Annotated in this window: 15 protein-coding genes; 14 read left to right on the top strand and 1 reads right to left on the bottom strand. The window is 35.0% G+C overall.

Annotation, left to right across the window (positions count from 1 at the left end):
- Positions 1-20 precede the first annotated feature (20 nt).
- The 13 genes from tgt (at position 21) to ABS916_RS10795 (ending at position 13,781) form a co-directional block, all read left to right on the top strand.
- A complete protein-coding gene (gene tgt, locus ABS916_RS10855; protein WP_350451917.1) occupies positions 21-1,166 on the top strand; it encodes a tRNA guanosine(34) transglycosylase Tgt in 1,146 nt (381 codons plus the stop codon).
- A gap of 99 nt (positions 1,167-1,265) precedes the next feature.
- Positions 1,266-1,610, top strand: a complete 345-nt coding sequence (gene yajC / locus ABS916_RS10850) for a preprotein translocase subunit YajC (protein ID WP_350451916.1) — start codon at positions 1,266-1,268, stop codon at positions 1,608-1,610.
- 166 nt (positions 1,611-1,776) lie between these two features.
- Complete coding sequence (locus ABS916_RS10845) at positions 1,777-2,058, top strand: post-transcriptional regulator (RefSeq protein ID WP_350451915.1); 282 nt, start codon at positions 1,777-1,779, stop codon at positions 2,056-2,058.
- A 222-nt stretch (positions 2,059-2,280) separates the two neighbouring features.
- Complete coding sequence (gene adhE / locus ABS916_RS10840; protein WP_350451914.1) at positions 2,281-4,911, top strand: bifunctional acetaldehyde-CoA/alcohol dehydrogenase; 2,631 nt, start codon at positions 2,281-2,283, stop codon at positions 4,909-4,911.
- A 250-nt stretch (positions 4,912-5,161) separates the two neighbouring features.
- Positions 5,162-5,809, top strand: coding sequence for a metal-dependent transcriptional regulator (locus ABS916_RS10835; protein ID WP_350451913.1), 648 nt, complete (start codon positions 5,162-5,164; stop codon positions 5,807-5,809).
- A gap of 14 nt (positions 5,810-5,823) precedes the next feature.
- A complete protein-coding gene (locus tag ABS916_RS10830; RefSeq protein ID WP_350451912.1) occupies positions 5,824-6,756 on the top strand; it encodes a metal ABC transporter solute-binding protein, Zn/Mn family in 933 nt (310 codons plus the stop codon).
- A gap of 26 nt (positions 6,757-6,782) precedes the next feature.
- The gene (locus ABS916_RS10825) at positions 6,783-7,553 is read left to right on the top strand and encodes a metal ABC transporter ATP-binding protein (RefSeq protein ID WP_350451911.1); all 771 of its coding nucleotides are present in this window, start codon (positions 6,783-6,785) and stop codon (positions 7,551-7,553) included.
- Positions 7,554-8,465 (top strand): metal ABC transporter permease, encoded by a 912-nt coding sequence (locus tag ABS916_RS10820; RefSeq protein WP_350451910.1) that lies wholly within the window; start codon positions 7,554-7,556, stop codon positions 8,463-8,465.
- 2 nt (positions 8,466-8,467) lie between these two features.
- On the top strand, positions 8,468-9,382 hold the full coding sequence (locus ABS916_RS10815; protein ID WP_350451909.1) for a metal ABC transporter permease: 915 nt from the start codon (positions 8,468-8,470) through the stop codon (positions 9,380-9,382).
- Positions 9,383-9,541: 159 nt separating this feature from the next.
- Positions 9,542-10,675, top strand: coding sequence for a DNA polymerase IV (gene dinB, locus ABS916_RS10810; protein ID WP_350451908.1), 1,134 nt, complete (start codon positions 9,542-9,544; stop codon positions 10,673-10,675).
- Positions 10,676-10,778: 103 nt separating this feature from the next.
- Positions 10,779-11,468, top strand: coding sequence for a metal-dependent hydrolase (locus ABS916_RS10805; protein ID WP_350451907.1), 690 nt, complete (start codon positions 10,779-10,781; stop codon positions 11,466-11,468).
- Between the two features lie 15 nt (positions 11,469-11,483).
- Positions 11,484-12,815: a DRTGG domain-containing protein gene (locus ABS916_RS10800; RefSeq protein WP_350451906.1), complete on the top strand. Its 1,332-nt coding sequence runs from the start codon at positions 11,484-11,486 to the stop codon at positions 12,813-12,815.
- A gap of 12 nt (positions 12,816-12,827) precedes the next feature.
- Entirely contained in the window at positions 12,828-13,781 is a 954-nt protein-coding gene (locus ABS916_RS10795; RefSeq protein ID WP_350451905.1) for a DHH family phosphoesterase, read from the top strand.
- A 111-nt stretch (positions 13,782-13,892) separates the two neighbouring features.
- On the opposite strand, the gene ABS916_RS10790 is transcribed toward ABS916_RS10795, so the two are convergent.
- Positions 13,893-15,230, bottom strand: coding sequence for a hemolysin family protein (locus ABS916_RS10790; protein WP_350451904.1), 1,338 nt, complete (start codon positions 15,228-15,230; stop codon positions 13,893-13,895).
- A 488-nt stretch (positions 15,231-15,718) separates the two neighbouring features.
- Between ABS916_RS10790 and ABS916_RS10785 the strand changes: the two genes are divergently transcribed.
- Positions 15,719-17,863 (top strand): PBP1A family penicillin-binding protein, encoded by a 2,145-nt coding sequence (locus ABS916_RS10785; protein WP_350451903.1) that lies wholly within the window; start codon positions 15,719-15,721, stop codon positions 17,861-17,863.
- The last annotated feature ends 81 nt before the right edge of the window (positions 17,864-17,944 follow it).

Below are 17,944 nucleotides of genomic sequence, written 5' to 3'. Positions count from 1 at the left end.
ATGAAAGTAGGAATAGAAACATGTCAGAACCAGCAATTAAATATCGATTGATAAAAAAAGAAAAACATACAGGAGCAAGACTTGGAGAAATTATCACTCCTCACGGAACTTTTCCAACGCCTATGTTTATGCCAGTTGGAACGTTAGCGACTGTAAAAAGTATTGCTCCTGAAGAATTAGAGTCAATGGGAGCAAATATTATTTTAAGCAATACGTATCATTTATGGTTACGCCCGGGTGAAGATATCGTTGAAGAAGCCGGCGGACTGCACAAGTTCATGAATTGGGACAAAGGTATTTTAACCGATTCAGGCGGATTCCAAGTATTTTCATTAAGTGATTTGCGCAGGATTGAAGAAGAAGGGGTTCATTTTAGAAACCATTTGAATGGCTCGAAAATGTTCTTGTCTCCTGAAAAAGCGATTAATATTCAAAATAAACTTGGTCCAGATATTATGATGAGTTTTGATGAATGTCCGCCTTTTGACGAAAGTTTTGACTATGTAAAAAAATCAGTTGAACGAACAAGTCGTTGGGCTGAAAGAGGCTTAAAGGCACATGCAAATCCTGATCGTCAAGGTTTATTCGGTATTATCCAAGGTGCTGGATTTAAAGAACTTCGTCAACAAAGTGCTCGTGATTTAATATCAATGGATTTCCCAGGGTATTCAATAGGAGGATTATCTGTTGGAGAACCAAAGGAAAGTATGAATAAAGTATTAGAATATACTACACCTCTTATTCCAGATGATAAACCGCGTTATTTGATGGGCGTAGGAACTGCCGATTCATTGATTGATGGTGTCATGAGAGGAGTCGATATGTTTGATTGCGTATTGCCTACTCGTATTGCTCGTAATGGGACATGTATGACCAGTAAAGGTCGAGTGGTTATTAAAAATGCACAATATGAACGCGATTTTGGGCCTTTGGATGATAAATGTGATTGCTACACTTGTCGAAATTATACAAGAGCTTATATTCGTCATTTGATTAAAGCAGATGAAACATTTGGATTACGTTTGACTAGTTACCATAATTTGTATTTCTTATTAAATGTAATGAAAGATGTAAGACAGGCTATTATGGATGATAATTTATTGGAATATAGAGAAAGTTTTTTTGAAGAATATGGTTATAATAAACCAAATGCTAGAAATTTCTAAAGGTTTTATAAGAATCTTATTTAAGAGATAGTAAAAAGACTAGATGTTTGGTAAAGTAAGTAATGTAAAGATGATTGAATCGGAGAATGGAGTGGAAAAATGGAGTTAATTCTTAATTTTGTACCTTTTATTGCGATTATGGGTTTGATGTATTTTATGATGATTCGCCCGCAAAAAAAAGCTGCTACAAAAACACAAAATATGCTTGATGCTATGAAAAAAGGCGACTCAGTTGTAACAATTGGTGGACTACATGGGATTATTGATGAAGTAAATACGACCAATAATACTGTTGTACTTGATTGTGACGGAATCTTTTTAACATTTGAAAAGAAAGCCATTGCTCGCATAGTGACTAATGGAGTTTCAACTCCTGTAGAAGATCTTGGAACAAACACACCACCTCAAGATATAGTAGAAAACAATACTGACGAAAAACTTTAATCGTTACACTTAAGAACTTAAAGGGTGCTATCAGACTAAAACTGATAGCATCCTTTTTTTAATGCAATAGTTGTATTTTAAAACAAATTATGTTATTTTGTTTTAAAGTTCTGTAGTAGTTACATAAAGGGAATGAAAACAGTTTTTAGATAAGGAGTGCATGCTGTTGATCAATGAATCCTTTGCTTACTATGCTAAGTATGAACCATGGTTAAAGTTGAAAATGCAAGAGTTTAATCAAATGGGTTACCATCAAATAAATGAAGAAGATTTATGGAATTACGTTACAAGCTTCTGTTGGAAAAGAATAAGACCAACACACTATTACCAACAAATTAATGATATTATGAAAATCACACCGAATCAATATTTAGACTATGCTGCTGTAGAAGCTCAAGTTTATAAAGTTACTTCACTTGAAGAGATGAATTTTGATGATTTATTCTAAAAAGAGGAATCAGTGTAGTTGACTGGTTCCTCTTTTTTTAAAGTGTTTTTGTGAATATTTTAACATTGAAGTAAATGAATATTTAAAATGTAGAAATCTGTTAAACGTTCATTTAAAAGGATTTAAAATAAAATTAATTAAATAATACTAATTCACTTTACAAAAAAACAAAAATAAAGTATGATAATTGTGAAAATGATAACAATACTAGGAGGATTTGAAATGATGGAAGTTAGTATGAAAGAAAAAATCAAAACAGATAAAAAAAGTGTGGTAAGGAACCAAGTTAGTGTAGCTGATGCAATCGACACTTTAGTTAGCCAAGGCCAAGAAGCATTAAGTGTCTTAGAAACATTTGATCAAGAAAAAGTTGATTTTATCGTTCACCAAATGGCAATGGCAGGTTTAAACCGACACATGCCTTTAGCTAAAATGGCAGTTGAAGAAACAGGTAGAGGAATCTATGAAGATAAATGCATTAAAAATATGTTTGCCACAGAATCTATTTGGAATTCTATAAAAGACAATAAAACAGTTGGGATCATTAGCAAGGATAATCAAACTGGATTGATAGAAGTAGCCACACCAGTCGGAGTAGTATGTGGCGTAACACCTGTTACTAATCCAACATCTACAACAATGTTTAAAGCTTTAATTGCTTTAAAAACACGTAACCCAATTATTTTCTCTTTTCATCCAAGTGCACAAAAATGTTCTGTAGCTGCATCAACTGTTTTGAAAGAAGCTGCTATAAAAGCTGGAGCACCGGAAAATTGTATTCAATGGATCGAGCAACCTTCATTGGAAGCTACGAATAGTTTGATGCAGCATCCGGGAGTTGCAATCGTGTTAGCAACTGGAGGATCTGCGATGGTTAAGTCAGCTTATTCCACTGGAAAACCGGCTTTAGGAGTAGGACCAGGAAATGTCCCAAGTTATATTGAAAAATCTGCAAAAATCAAACGTGCAGTCAATGACATTATTGCATCAAAAACATTTGATAATGGGATGATTTGTGCTTCAGAACAAGCGGTTATTGTTGATAAAGAAATTTATCAAGAAGTAAAAGAGGAGTTTAGAAAACAGTCTATTTATTTTGCTAAACCAAACGAAATCGAGAAATTTGAAAAAGCTGTGATGAATGAAGCTAAAGTTGCTGTAAATCCAGAAATAGTAGGGCAAGATCCTTACAAAATTGCAGCACTCGCAGGTATAGAAATACCCCATGAAACGAAAATGATTGTAGTAGAAATAAATGGAGTTGGCGCAGATTATCCGTTATCTCGAGAAAAATTATCTCCAGTACTTGCTATGATCAAAGCAGATTCTACTCGTCATGCATTTGATTTAGCTCAACAGATGCTAGAATTGGGCGGGTTAGGTCATTCAGCAGCTATCCATACTCAAAATGATGCACTAGCAGAAAAATTTGGAGTGGAAATGAAAGCTTGTCGTATTTTGGTGAACTCTCCAACAGCTCAAGGTGGAATAGGCGATTTATACAACAACATGATTCCTTCATTAACACTAGGTTGCGGATCATATGGAAAAAATTCAATCTCTAAAAATGTTACGGCAGTTAACTTAATAAATGTTAAAACAATTGCGAAACGGAGAAATAATATGCAGTGGTTTAAATTACCAGCAAAAATTTATTTTGAGAAAAACTCTCTTGCTTATTTACAAGATATGGAAAATATCGAACGTGTTTTCCTAGTTTGTGATCCTGGCATGGTGAAATTTGGTTATGCAGATACAGTTGTACAAGAGTTAATGAAGCGATCTAACAAAGTTCAAATTGAAATTTTTTCAGATGTTGAACCAAATCCGTCTACTGACACAGTTAAAGCTGGAACAGAAGCTATGATTCGTTTTCAACCAGATACAATTATCGCTATTGGTGGCGGTTCTGCAATGGATGCTGCTAAAGGAATGTGGTTGTTCTATGAAAAACCTGAGACGATTTTCTTTGGAGCTAAACAGAAGTTTTTAGATATTCGAAAAAGAACGTACAAAATTCCAAATTTAACAAAAACACAATTTGTTTGTATCCCGACAACTTCTGGTACAGGATCTGAAGTGACACCATTTGCAGTAATTACAGATAGTGAAACACACGTAAAATACCCATTAGCTGATTATGCTCTAACACCAGATGTAGCAATTATCGATCCGCAGTTTGTTATGAGTGTGCCAAAATCAGTAACCGCTGATACAGGTATGGATGTTTTAACACATGCAATTGAATCATATGTTTCTGTAATGGCTAGTGATTACACTAGAGGATTAAGTCTTCAAGCAATTAAACTTGTTTTTGAAAATTTACGTGCATCATATGAATATGGTACAGAAGAAGCTCGAGAAAAAATGCATAATGCTTCTACTATGGCTGGGATGGCATTTGCTAATGCATTTTTAGGCATCAATCATTCTATTGCACATAAAATTGGAGCTGCTTATGATATTCCTCATGGACGTACTAATGCCATTTTAATGCCGCATGTGATTCGTTACAATGCAAAAGATCCAGCAAAACATGCTTTGTTTCCAAAATATGAATATTTCCACGCACATGAAGACTATGCTGAAATCGCTCGTTTCTTAGGTTTTAAAGGGAATACTACAGAAGAATTAGTAGAATCTTTGGTTCAAGAAATTAACAAATTAGGAAAAGATGTTGGCATTGATATGAGTTTGAAAGGCCAAGGTGTAACTTCTGAAACTTTATATGATACAGTTGATCAATTAGCAGAATTAGCATTTGGAGATCAATGTACAACAGCTAATCCAAAACAACCCTTAATCAGTGAATTGAAACAAATTATTATTGACGCATTTGAAGAAATACATTAAGAACAAAAAGAAAAGCTAAGGCAAATTGCCTTAGCTTTTCTTTTTTGTATTCAAAATGCAATTAGTTGGATAAAGGACTTGCAAAAATGAAAAATCAAGGTATACTTTTAATATAAGTTAGGCGAGCCTAAAAATAGTGATTGAATGCTGTTAGGGCTTTAAATAACAGGTCAAAAAAGATAATCCAATTGGATTAACTTATCTATAAGAATTAAAGCGATAAACATAAATAATAAGGTAGGAGAAAATTATGACGCCAAATAAAGAAGATTACTTGAAAATGATTTATGAACTTGGTGGTACAACTAAAAAAGTAACCAATAAAGAACTCGTTGCAGGGCTAAAGGTATCTGCTGCATCTGTCAGCGAAATGGTGACTAAATTATTAAAAGGAGGATTTGTTGAACATGTTCCTTATCAAGGGATTCAATTAACCCAAGAGGGCCTTCAAAAAGCAAGTGCTTTAGTAAGAAAACATCGCTTGTGGGAAGTTTTTTTAGTTAGCCATTTAGGGTATGCCTGGAATGAGGTTCATGAAGAAGCTGAGGTATTAGAGCATGTTACTTCGGTTGAGTTAGCCAGGAAATTAGATCATTACTTAAATTTCCCCACTGTTTGTCCTCATGGGGGAATGATTCCAACTGAAAAAGGCATCATCGATGAAAAAACACTTCCGAATCTAGTTGATAAACAAGTTTATGATGTGGTCAAGATCAAACGAGTCGCTGATGAGAAAGAATTGTTGGATTATTTAGCTTCACTAGAAGTTAACATAGGCGATGTATATAAAATAATGGATATAGGTGCTTATGAAGGACCTATTATACTTGAGTCAGAAGGTAAGCAGTTAGCAATTAGTTATAAAGCTGCTACGAGTATTTTTATTGAAATGGCATAGAAAGTAGGAGAAAGATGAAAACTATTAAGCGCATTCTTTTCAGTTCACTGTTTATTGCATTTATTTTTCTAACAGGTTGTTATAGTTTTGGGTCAGATCAGGATTCGGATAAGGTACAAGTCGTAGCCACAACGACGATGTTAACCGATTTATTGAAAGAAATAGGTGGAGAACATGTTGATGTAACCGGACTGATGTCTGCGGGGGTAGATCCTCATTTGTACAAAGCAAGTGCTAGAGATGTCATTTATATGCAGTCTGCAGATGTAGTAGCTTACAACGGACTAGAACTTGAAGGGAAAATGGGTGAAATATTTCAAGGACTAGAAGAACAGAAAAAAACGGTTATTGCTTTGGAAGATGGGTTAAATGAAGAGGATGTTCTATCTGCTGGAGAAGGCAGTACCTCCACTGACCCGCATATTTGGTTTGACGTAGGTCTATGGAAAAAATCAGCAATAGAAGTATCAAAAGGGTTGATTTCTGCGGATCCTAAAAATGAAACAAGTTACCAAGCAAACTTAGAAAGTTATTTGCTTGAATTGGAAGAGCTAGATCAATATGTAACCAATCGTGTAAATGAAATACCAGAAGATGATCGTGTTTTAGTAACAGCTCATGATGCCTTTAGTTACTTTGGTGAAGGATATGGATTTAACGTTATTGGGCTTCAAGGATTAAACACAAATGCTGAAGCTGGGACAGGAGATATCAGCCAATTAGCTGATTATATTGTAGATAATAGTATAAAAGCTATTTTTATTGAGTCTTCTGTTCCAACAAGAACGATTGAATCTTTACAAGCAGCTACTAAAGCAAAAGGTTTTGAAGTTGAAATTGGAGGAGAACTCTACTCAGATTCTCTTGGAGACAAAGAAAACGACAGTGAAACTTATATAAAGACAGTGAAATCTAATGTAGATACCATTGTTGATGCGTTGAAATAAATCAAAAAGACTGGAGTGCATAAAGTATGGAGAATGAACAAATAGAAAAAACGACTGCAATACGCTTAACTCAATTAACTGTAGCTTATGAAGCACAACCGGTTTTGTGGAATATTTCGGTTAATATCCCTAAAGGCACATTGACAGCTATTGTTGGACCAAATGGTGCGGGTAAATCTACACTGATTAAATCTTTAATCAATTTAATCAAGCCAATTGCTGGTGAGGTAGATTTTACTTTTGAACAAACCAAAGATGAAAATTATGGAAAAAATAAAAATTTAGTCGCATATGTGCCTCAAAATGGAAGTGTGGATTGGGATTTTCCAACAACGGTTTTAGATGTTGTTGTGATGGGAAGATACGGCCACTTAGGATGGTTTAAAAGACCTAAAAAGAAAGATAAAGCCTTAGCTAATGAGATGCTTGCAAAAGTAGGTATGGCTGACTTCAAAGATAAACAAATCAGTCAATTATCTGGTGGACAAAGACAGCGTGTCTTTCTAGCCCGAGCATTGGTTCAAGAAGCGGAAATTTACTTAATGGATGAACCTTTCCAAGGTGTAGATGCGCAAACAGAAAAAATTATTATTCAATTGCTAAAGGAATTAAAAACAGAGGGGAAAACGATTGTCGTTGTTCACCATGACTTACAAACTGTTCCCGAATATTTTGATGAAGTTATTTTAATTAATCGTGAATTGATTGGAAGTGGACCAATTGAAACGACCTTTACTAAGGAATTGATTGCTAAAACTTATCGTCAAAATCAAACAAAACCATGGGAGGAAGAGTAAATGGATGTACTAAGTGCTCTTTTCTTTGATTATACTTTTCAAGTAGTCGTTTTCGGTTCGAGTATCTTAGGTTTATTAAGTGGTGTTATCGGAAGTTTTGCAGTTTTGCGTAAACAAAGTTTACTTGGTGATGCGGTGAGTCATGCAGCTCTACCAGGAATCTGTCTAGCATTTATTCTTACCTCAAATAAACAAATGGAAATTTTGTTACTTGGAGCGCTTATTTCAGGTTTGCTGGCTACTTGGTTGATTATGGTTATCGTTAAACACTCTAAAGTTAAATTCGATAGCGCATTGGCGCTGACTACAGCCGTTTTCTTTGGTCTTGGTTTAGTTTTATTGACCTTTATCCAAAAAAGCCCAAACTCTAATCAAGCTGGCTTAGAAAAATTTATTTTTGGACAATCTTCTACTCTTTTAGAGCGAGATGTCAGAATCATGTTCCTCGTAGGGATTGTATTATTGATCGTGGTCATCGCGTTCTGGAAAGAATTTAAATTAATGGCTTTTGATCATTCATTTGCTACCAGTATTGGATTGCCAGTCTACTGGATGAATAGTCTTTTAGCGACTCTAACGGTGATCGTTATCGTGATGGGATTACAATCAGTTGGAGTTATCTTAATGAGTTCTCTTTTGATTGGACCAGCAGTAGCAGCTAGACAATGGACGAATCATTTATCGATTATGGTAGTATTAGCAGCAATTTTTGGGTGTATTTCTGGAATTATTGGAACTATGATCAGTTCATTAGGCCAACAAATTCCAACAGGACCAACTATTGTTCTAATTATCAGTTCAATTGTGGTGATCAGTATTCTTTTTGCTCCAAGTAGAGGGATTATTTGGAAATTGATCAAAAATATGCAACGTAAAAAAGAATTTGCAACTCAATTAAAGAAAGGCGGATAAGAATGAACCCTGTTTTTGAAATACAACTCATTGCAGTTTTAGTTTCTGTTGCTTGTGCATTACCGGGTGTCTTTTTGGTAATCCGCGGAATGGCTATGATGACAGATGCCATTACTCATACGATTTTGTTGGGTATTGTAGTAGCTTTTTTTATCACCAAAGATTTAAATTCGCCATTACTGATTGTAGGTGCTGCACTTGTAGGTATTCTTACAGTTTGGTTGACAGAATTGATTCATCAAACAAAATTACTGGATAAAGATGCCTCTATTGGAATTATTTTTCCGTTGTTGTTTAGTATCGCTATTATTCTCATTACTCGTTATGCTGGGGACGTACATTTGGATACCGATTCAGTATTATTAGGAGAATTAGCGTTTGCTCCTTTTGATCGATTGATTCTATTTGGAATTGATGTTGGTCCACAAGCTATTTACTCAATGGCTGCTATCCTTATCCTACTGCTTTTGTTCATAGGTTTTTTCTACAAAGAACTAAAATTGACTTCATTTGATGCTTTGTTGGCAGCATCGTTAGGGTTTTCTCCAGTCTTATTGCACTATGTATTGATGTCATTGGTGTCCGTTACAGCAGTTGGGGCTTTCGAAGCAGTTGGATCAATATTGGTGGTAGCGTTTATGGTAGGACCTCCAGTTTCAGCGTACCTGTTAACAAATCGGTTAAGTTACATGTTAGGCATTAGTGCGGCCTTAGGTGCCATAAATAGTTTGATTGGTTTTCAGCTTTCAATGTACTTTGATGTTTCCATTGCGGGTATGATCGCAGTTGTAACTGGTTTAACCTTTATAGTGATTTTTATCTTTTCTCCCAAAAAAGGATTTATTTATGAAGTGCATCGAAAAAAAAGACAGAAAAAAACATTAAAAAAAGCGCTGGAAAATAATCATTTAAGCTAAAAAGTAGGAAGGGTCTGGACAAAAGTCTGAGACCTTTTTTGCATGTTTGTTTCTTACTTTTAATGAAGATGAGGAGTTATCCGTTCAATATACTAATTTTATAAATCTTGATTCAGAATATACGTTCCCTTATAATGGGGGAGAAGGAGGTGGAAAAGGATGGACATTGGTGTGTTGAGATTTGATGAACCTAAAAGAGACACAACAAGGAAAATTATACACATAGATATGGACGCCTTTTTTGCCTCAGTAGAGGAACGAGAAAACCCTGATTTAAAAGGGAAACCTGTTATTATTGCACGACATCCAAAAGAAACAGGAGGAAAAGGGGTCGTAGCTACTGCTAATTATGAGGCACGCAAGTATGGTGTACATTCTGCAATGAGTGCTCAAAAGGCATATGAACTATGTCCACACGGAAATTTTATTTCTGGACATTATGACTTATACCGCGAAATTTCTGCAGAAGTTCGGTCTATATTTGAACGTTACACCGATACAATTGAACCTCTTTCATTAGACGAAGCGTATTTGGATGTAACTGTAAACAAACAGAACCTAACGAGTGCAACTTATATTGCCAAACTCATTCAACGTGATATCTGGCAAGAAGTTCAATTGACTAGTTCAGCTGGAGTATCTTACAACAAGTTTATTGCAAAATTAGCTTCTGACTACCATAAGCCTGCCGGAATAACGGTTATCCCACCCGATGAAGCCTTAGATTTTTTACGGAAATTACCCATTGAAAAATTTTATGGTGTAGGAAAAAAGACTGTTGAAAAAATGCATGACCTTTCTATTTATACTGGAGAAGATTTATTTCAAAAAAATGAAATGGAACTGATTCAAAGATTTGGCAGAATGGGATATTCTCTTTATCGTAAAGTAAGAGGAATCGATAATTCACCTGTTCGAGTAAGTCGTGAAAGAAAGTCAGTTGGTAGAGAGTTAACTTATGGGAAAAATCTTACAACCGAACAAGAAGTTTTGAGCGAATTAAGATTTATCGCAAATAAAGTGCAAATCTCACTTCAAAAAAATCAAAAACATGGAAAAACAGTTGTATTAAAAGTACGGTATTCAAATTTTGAAACAGCTACAAAACGACTAACATTACCTAACTATGTGAAGAATGGGGAAGAAATATTCTTTCATGCTCAAAACCTATGGGATGAAATTGGAGTATTGGATAGAGGTATACGATTATTAGGAATCACAGTAACTAACTTAGATCCTTTAGCTTATGAAAATATTGTCTTACCCTTATGGGACAAAGAAACTGATTATTGAGTCTTGTTATATAACAAGACTAATTGCATTCTATTTTTCACAACTGTATAATAAAATTATTCTATCGAGAGTTCGTTTCGGCGAACGAAAGGGGAGTAATAAGATGAAAATTTCTTGGCACGGACAATCTTGTTTACAATTATTGACTGATTCAGGAATGACTATTTTAATGGATCCTTTTATTACCGGAAATCCTAAAAGTGATTTAGATCCCAATACTGTTCAAGCAGATGTAATTATTCTCACACATGCGCATGGTGATCATATCGGAGATACGGAACCTATTGCAAAAAGAACAGGAGCTTTAATTGTTGCTAATGTAGAAATAGCCTCTTTTTTTAAAAAGAAAGGCTTTAAAACGCATGGCATGCAAATGGGTGGGAAACATCAATTTGATTTTGGTGAAATTAAGATGACACCTGCTATTCATGGATCTTCATATGAAATAGAAGGAGAAGCTGTTACCTTGGGGCTTGCCGCGGGTATCATTTTTAGTGTGGATAATCAAACGATTTATCATGCTGGAGATACAGCATTGTTTACAGATATGAAATTAATTGGTGCCTATAAAACAATAGATGTAGCCTTTTTACCTATAGGAGACAATTATACTATGGGACCAGAAGATGCTATCATTGCTGCTAGTTATATCCAAGCTAAAAAAGTTGTTCCTATTCATTATAATACGTTCCCACTCATTGAACAGAATGCAGAAGATTTTTGCACAAGCTTATCTGAAGATCAAGGTTTAGCCTTGAAAATTGGAGAAGTAATCGATTTATCTTATATGTAGTATGGAGGCAAGTGAATGACTACTAAACACGATCAGATCATCACGTACATTGAAACATTACCGGTTGGAGAAAAAATTTCAGTAAGGTCAATTGCTAAAAATTTAAATGTGAGTGAAGGAACAGCATACCGTGCTATTAAAGACGCACAAAATGATGGATTGGTTTCAACGATTCAGCGAGTTGGAACGATTCGTATTGAACGTAAAATGAAAGAGACTTTCGAAACATTGACATACGGGGAAGTCGTAAAAATAATAGACGGCGATATCTTGGGTGGTGAAGAAGGCTTAGATAAAGATTTAAGTAAGTTTATCATTGGTGCAATGACGGAAGAGGCAATGATGCGATACATTACACCTGGTTCTTTGATGATAGTAGGAAATCGTGAAAATGCACAGAAGTTGGCCCTTGAATGTGGTGCGGCAGTCTTGATTACAGGTGGCTTTAAAACAAATGAAGACATTATTTTGTTAGCAAATAAATTGAAAATGCCTGTACTAAGTACAACATATGATTCTTTTACGGTAGCAACATTGATCAACCGAGCAATTACAGATCAACTAATAAAAAAAGAAATTATGCTTGTTGATGATATTTATACAAAAGCTGATAAAACGCTATATTTAACAGCTAATCAAGTCGTTCTAGATTATCGAAAATTAAATGAAGAAAGCCAACATACGCGCTTTCCTGTTGTGACTAAAAAAGGACGTTTGATTGGGATGGTTACCGCTAAAGATATTATTGGTAAACAAGATCATGTCAGCATTGAACGAGTCATGACAAAAAATCCTACATTTGCCAAAACACACATGAGTGTAGCAAGTGTGGGCCATTTAATGATTTGGGATGGGTTGGAAGTGATGCCTATCGTTGAAGATGATTTAACACTTATTGGTATTGTCTCACGTCAAGATGTCATGAAAGCCATGCAATCTTCTCAGCGTCAGCCACAAATGGGAGATACACTAGCTGATCAAATAAATGAAAATATAGAGATTTTAACAACTTCTTCAGAAGAATGGTCTTCTAAAATCCCTTATTATAAATTTAAAGTGACCCCGCAAATGACCGATAATGTTGGGACCCTCTCGTTTGGATTGTTGAGCGAAGTGATTTCTACCGTAACAAAAAATACCATGGTTGTTTACCAAAAGAAAAATGCTATGGTAGAACAAATGAATTTGTATTACTTAAAATTAGTTCAACTTGGAAGTGAGATAGAAATCAGACCAAGTGTCTTTGAAATTGGCAGAAGAACGGCTAAATTGGATATTGAAGTTTACACCGATACGGTTTTAGTAGCAAAAGCAACCGTAGTATGTCAATTGATGCAAAGAAGTTAAAGGAGAAAAAGAATGGCTATAAACGTATACGATCAAATACTTGAAAAAATCAAAGAAACAGAAATAATTATTATTCATAGACACAAAAATCCAGATCCAGATGCGCTTGGATCACAAGGCGGTTTAGCAGAAATTATAAAAGCTAGTTTCCCCACTAAAAAAGTTTTAAAAACAGGTGGACCAGTTGGCGATTTAAGCTATTTAACTAAAATGGATGACGTTTCAGATGAAGATTATCAAGAAGCTTTAGTTATTGTGACCGATACGGCTAACACACCGCGTATTAGCGATGAACGCTACAGTCAAGGAAAGTACTTAGTCAAAATAGATCACCACCCTAATGATGATGTTTACGGAGATATTGTTTTAGTGGATACGAATGCTAGTAGTTCTAGTGAAATAATTGCTGATTTCTGTTTTCAACAAAAAGAAACATTGAAAATGACAACTACAGCTGCTAAATTATTGTACGCAGGTATTGTTGGAGACACAGGTCGTTTCTTATATCCAGCTACAACACCTAAAACGATGCGTATTGTTGCCGATTTAATGGAATTTCCTTTTAAACCGGATGAAATCAATCAGAAAATGAATGCTATGTCGCGAAAAGTAGCACAACTTTCAGGTTATGTTTTACAAAACATAGAAATTCATCCATCTGGAGTAGGAAAAGTCGTTCTTACTAAGTCGATCTTAGATCAATTTGAGTTAACAGATGCTGAAACTTCTGCAGTTGTTTCCTTACCTAGTGCACTCGAAGAAGTCGTTTTATGGGGGATATTTGTTGAACAGCCTGATGGTCATTTTCGTTGCCGTTTGCGGTCTAAAGGACCAGTCATTAATGAAGTAGCTAAAAAACATGATGGTGGCGGTCATCCGTTAGCTAGTGGAGCGAACGCAAAAGATTTACGTGAAGTAGACCAAATCATTCATGAATTGATTCATGTTGCTGAGCAAAGCCACTAAAAATAGACAAATGAAAGCACACAAATAAAAGCACACAAATAAAAGCACACAATAAAAAGAGCCCAGATTGATTAATCTGGGCTCTTTTTATCTATCTTGAATTTTAAAAAGCTAATCTATTTCATTCATGGCAACATGAGGGGTCTTTTTCATAATATCTATAACTTCAAGAGTACCATTTCCTGACTTAATAACTTTAAAGGTGTAATTATTAAAAGTTAATTCTTCATCGATGGAAATATCATATTTTTGATTCATCATCCAGCCACCGATGGTATCGACATCTTCTTCTTCGATGGAAAGACCAAAAATGTCATTTACATCATCAATCAACATCCTAGCACTAACGCGATAGTGATGGTCGCCAATCTTCTTAATTTCTGGCTCACCAACAACTTCGTAATCATCGCTAATATCACCAACAATTTCTTCTACGATATCTTCCATTGAAATAATTCCACTGGTTCCACCGTATTCATCTACAAGAACAGCAATTTGATTTCGTTCTTTTTGCATTTTTACAAGAAGTTCTTTAATAGGAATCGTTTCAATAACCGAAATAATGGGTCTAATGTACTCAGCAAAACTAAAGGTTTCAGATAATTTTGCTTCAACGGCATCTACATAAGCAGCGAATATTTCTTTTGTATTTATAATGCCTAATACAATGTCTTTATCGCCATCTTTGATAACTGGATAACGTGTAAATCGTTCTTTACTAACCAATTGAGCTATCTCTCTCAAAGTCATTGAGGTCGATACAGTCACCATTTCAGTACGAGGCACCATGATTTCACGACTCATTCGATCATCAAATGCAAATACATTTTCTACAAATTGATATTCATCGCGATTGATTTCACCACTTTTTAAACTTTCACCCATAATGATACGAAGTTCTTCTTCAGAAACCCCTTCTTCGGGTTCACTGATATTTTTCATGCCGATTCGACGTGAAATACCATTTGCGATTCGATTCAATATATAAACTAAAGGATACATGATCCGGAACCACATCTGTAGTGGTTTAGCGATAAATAAACCAATCTGCTCCGTTTTATTGATTGCAATATTTTTAGGTACTAGCTCTCCAATAATAACTTGAAGAGAAGTTAAAATAATAAAAGATAAAGTAATTGAAGCAATCGTTGAAACAGAAGAGGGAATATCAACGGATGAAAATAAAAGATTAAACAAGCGCCCAAATGTAGGGTCACCTAACCAACCAATAGCTAAAGAAGTGATGGTTACCCCTAATTGAGTTGCTGAAAGGTACGTATCAAGTTTTTGTGTCATTTCTTTTAAAAGGATTGCACGTTTGTCACCATTTTCAATTAAGTAATCCAACCTTGAAGGGCGAATACGCACCAGTACGAATTCGGACATCACGAATAATGCTGCGATAAATAAGATAATAAAGAATGCAATGATTCCAGTTGTAATTGACAAATTATTGTCTACGCTAGAGTTATAGCGTAGACTTCACCTCCTTGTAATATAGTTTGCAATGAATTGTAGTTATAAATAGTTCATCATACAAAGAGTATTTCAATGGTCATTATTAGTAAATTCCTCAGGATGAGGGTGAAATACAAGGTGAAAAACGACCAAAAGAAATAGTTGCATAACTAAAACTATCCTTTTGATAGATTAGTACCTTTATTCGATTTTCTGTCCCAAGGTCTCACCTCATCCTTTTTTTTTTAACTAGTATTAAAAAACAGTCAGTTTTTCCATTTTAATAAAGTCTTTAACTTTACTCTACATCAATATGGTAAAATGATAAAGAAAAAAATAGTAAAATAGTAAAATGGTGAATAAACAATTGGTCAATGAAGGCATATCCTACTTAAGGAGGATGTGTCTTCATTATTGATTTGCTAAACTAAGTATAATAGAGAATGATTTAGAATAAAAAGAATAAGGAATGAATGCGAATGAATAAACCTTCTTTTTTAGAGAAGTTAAAAAGAGCTTTGATCTTTTTTTGGAACTGGGCAAAACCGTATCTATTAAAGTTCCATAAAATACGGCAACGAATTTGGAAGAAATACCATGTAAATAAAATTATCCTTTTAGTCATACTCACTGTTTCCTTAGTTGCAAGTGTTTATTTATTGTACTTAGCAAAAACAGCAAATGTTTCTACCTTAAAAGCAGGTCTAGAACAAACAACAACGATCTATGATGTCAACAATGAAGAAGCTGGAACCTTGTACTCACAAAAGGGAACGTTTATTTCTGTTGATAATATATCTGACTCGATTGAACAAGCCGTCATTTCGACTGAAGATAAACGCTTTTACAAACACTCAGGTTTTGATCCAATTGGAATTGCCAGAGCGGCTGTTGGTTATGTTATTAATGGCGGGAATATTGTTGGAGGCGGAAGCACAATTACTCAGCAATTAGCTAAAAATGCTTATCTGACATTGGATCAAACGTTTATTCGAAAATTAAAGGAACTTTTTTTAGCTATTGAAATTGAAAAAGTGTATACAAAAGATGAAATATTAGAAATGTATCTCAATAATTCTTATTTTGGAAATGGAGTGTGGGGAGTCGAAGATGCTTCTCAAAAATATTTTGGTAAATCTGCGGCAGAAGTAACTTTATCAGAAGCTGCTACCATAGCAGGTATGTTGAAGGCACCTACAAATTATAATCCAATTGACGATTACGATAATGCCATTTCAAGAAGAAACGTTGTTTTGGACTTAATGGCAACAAACGAAATCGTTACTCAAGAAGAAGCAGACAATATAAAAGCTGAAGGATTAACATTAGTGGATGCATATTCAGACAAGGAAGGATATCAATACCCTTCTTACTTTGATGCAGTAGTAAATGAAGCAATTTACACCTATGATTTAAGTGAAGAACAAATCTTAAACAAAGGCTATAAAATTTATACCTCATTAAATCAGGATTACCAACGTGCAATGGATTTAGCTTATGAAAATGATTATCTATTCCAAAATGCAGCAGATGGAACATTGTTAGAAAGTGGTTCTGTTGCATTGGATCCTGAGACTGGTGGAGTTTTTGCCATCTTTGGAGGCCGAAAAGAGCATACATTTAGAGGCTTTAATTATGCGACTCAAATGGTTAGGCAACCGGGTTCTATCATTAAGCCATTAGCTGTTTATACCGTTGCTTTAGAGCAAGGATATACTATTGATTCAATGTTGGTTGATGAGCCAATTTCTTATGGTAAAGATAAGTATACTCCTGAAAATGTTGACCATGAATATGAAGGAGAAGTACCGATGTATCAAGCGTTGGCAGAGAGTAAGAATACTTCAGCGGTCTGGCTTCTAAATGAAATCGGGTTAAACAAAGGATTTAAAAAAGTTGAAGAATTCGGCATTCCTCTAACAGAAGGAACTGAAGGGGATGAATATCTAGGACTAGCTCTAGGTGGATTGAGTAAAGGAGTCTCTCCTCTTCAAATGGCAAGTGCCTATACAACATTTGCTAATGGCGGTGTCATGAGTGAAGGACATTTCATTACTAAAATCGTTGATGCTACAGGTGCTGTCATTGTTGACAACACAGAACCCGAAACGAAAAAAGTGACTACTCCAGAAGTTGCAGACCAAATGACGAGCATGCTGATGGGCGTCTTTACAAATGGGACAGCACAAAACAATAACCCATCTGGTTATACGATAGCTGGAAAAACTGGGAGTACAGAAGTAACATTTAATGATGAGGGTGGTACAACGGATCAATGGACAGTTGGTTATACACCTGATATTGTGGTTGCAACTTGGATGGGATTTGACCCAACTGATGAAGAACATTATATGACAACGGGTAGTTCCACTGGTGTAGGACCTTTGTTTAAAAAACAAATGGAAAATATTCTTCCATACACTGAATTAACAGCTTTCAATACAGAGAGTGCCCAAGAAATTGTTGCTGCAGAAGCAGAAAATGAAACAGGTTCTAGTGACTGGAAACAAAGTGTAAAAGACACAATTGATTCAATTGGTGGAAAGGTAAAAGAAGGTTCGGATATTGTTAAAGACAAATTTGGAAACTTGCTTGATCAATTTAAAAATAAAGTGACACAATAGAAAAAAAGTTAGTGATTTAGATGAGAATATTGGAAAAATTATGTGTGAAATGATATAGTTATTAAGATGAAACCATTATTT

Source organism: Carnobacterium sp. (assembly GCF_040274945.1).
Classification (GTDB): Bacteria; Bacillota; Bacilli; order Lactobacillales; family Carnobacteriaceae; genus Carnobacterium_B.
Note: the sequence above shows the minus strand (reverse complement) of the source record. Positions and strands in the feature narration are given on the sequence as shown.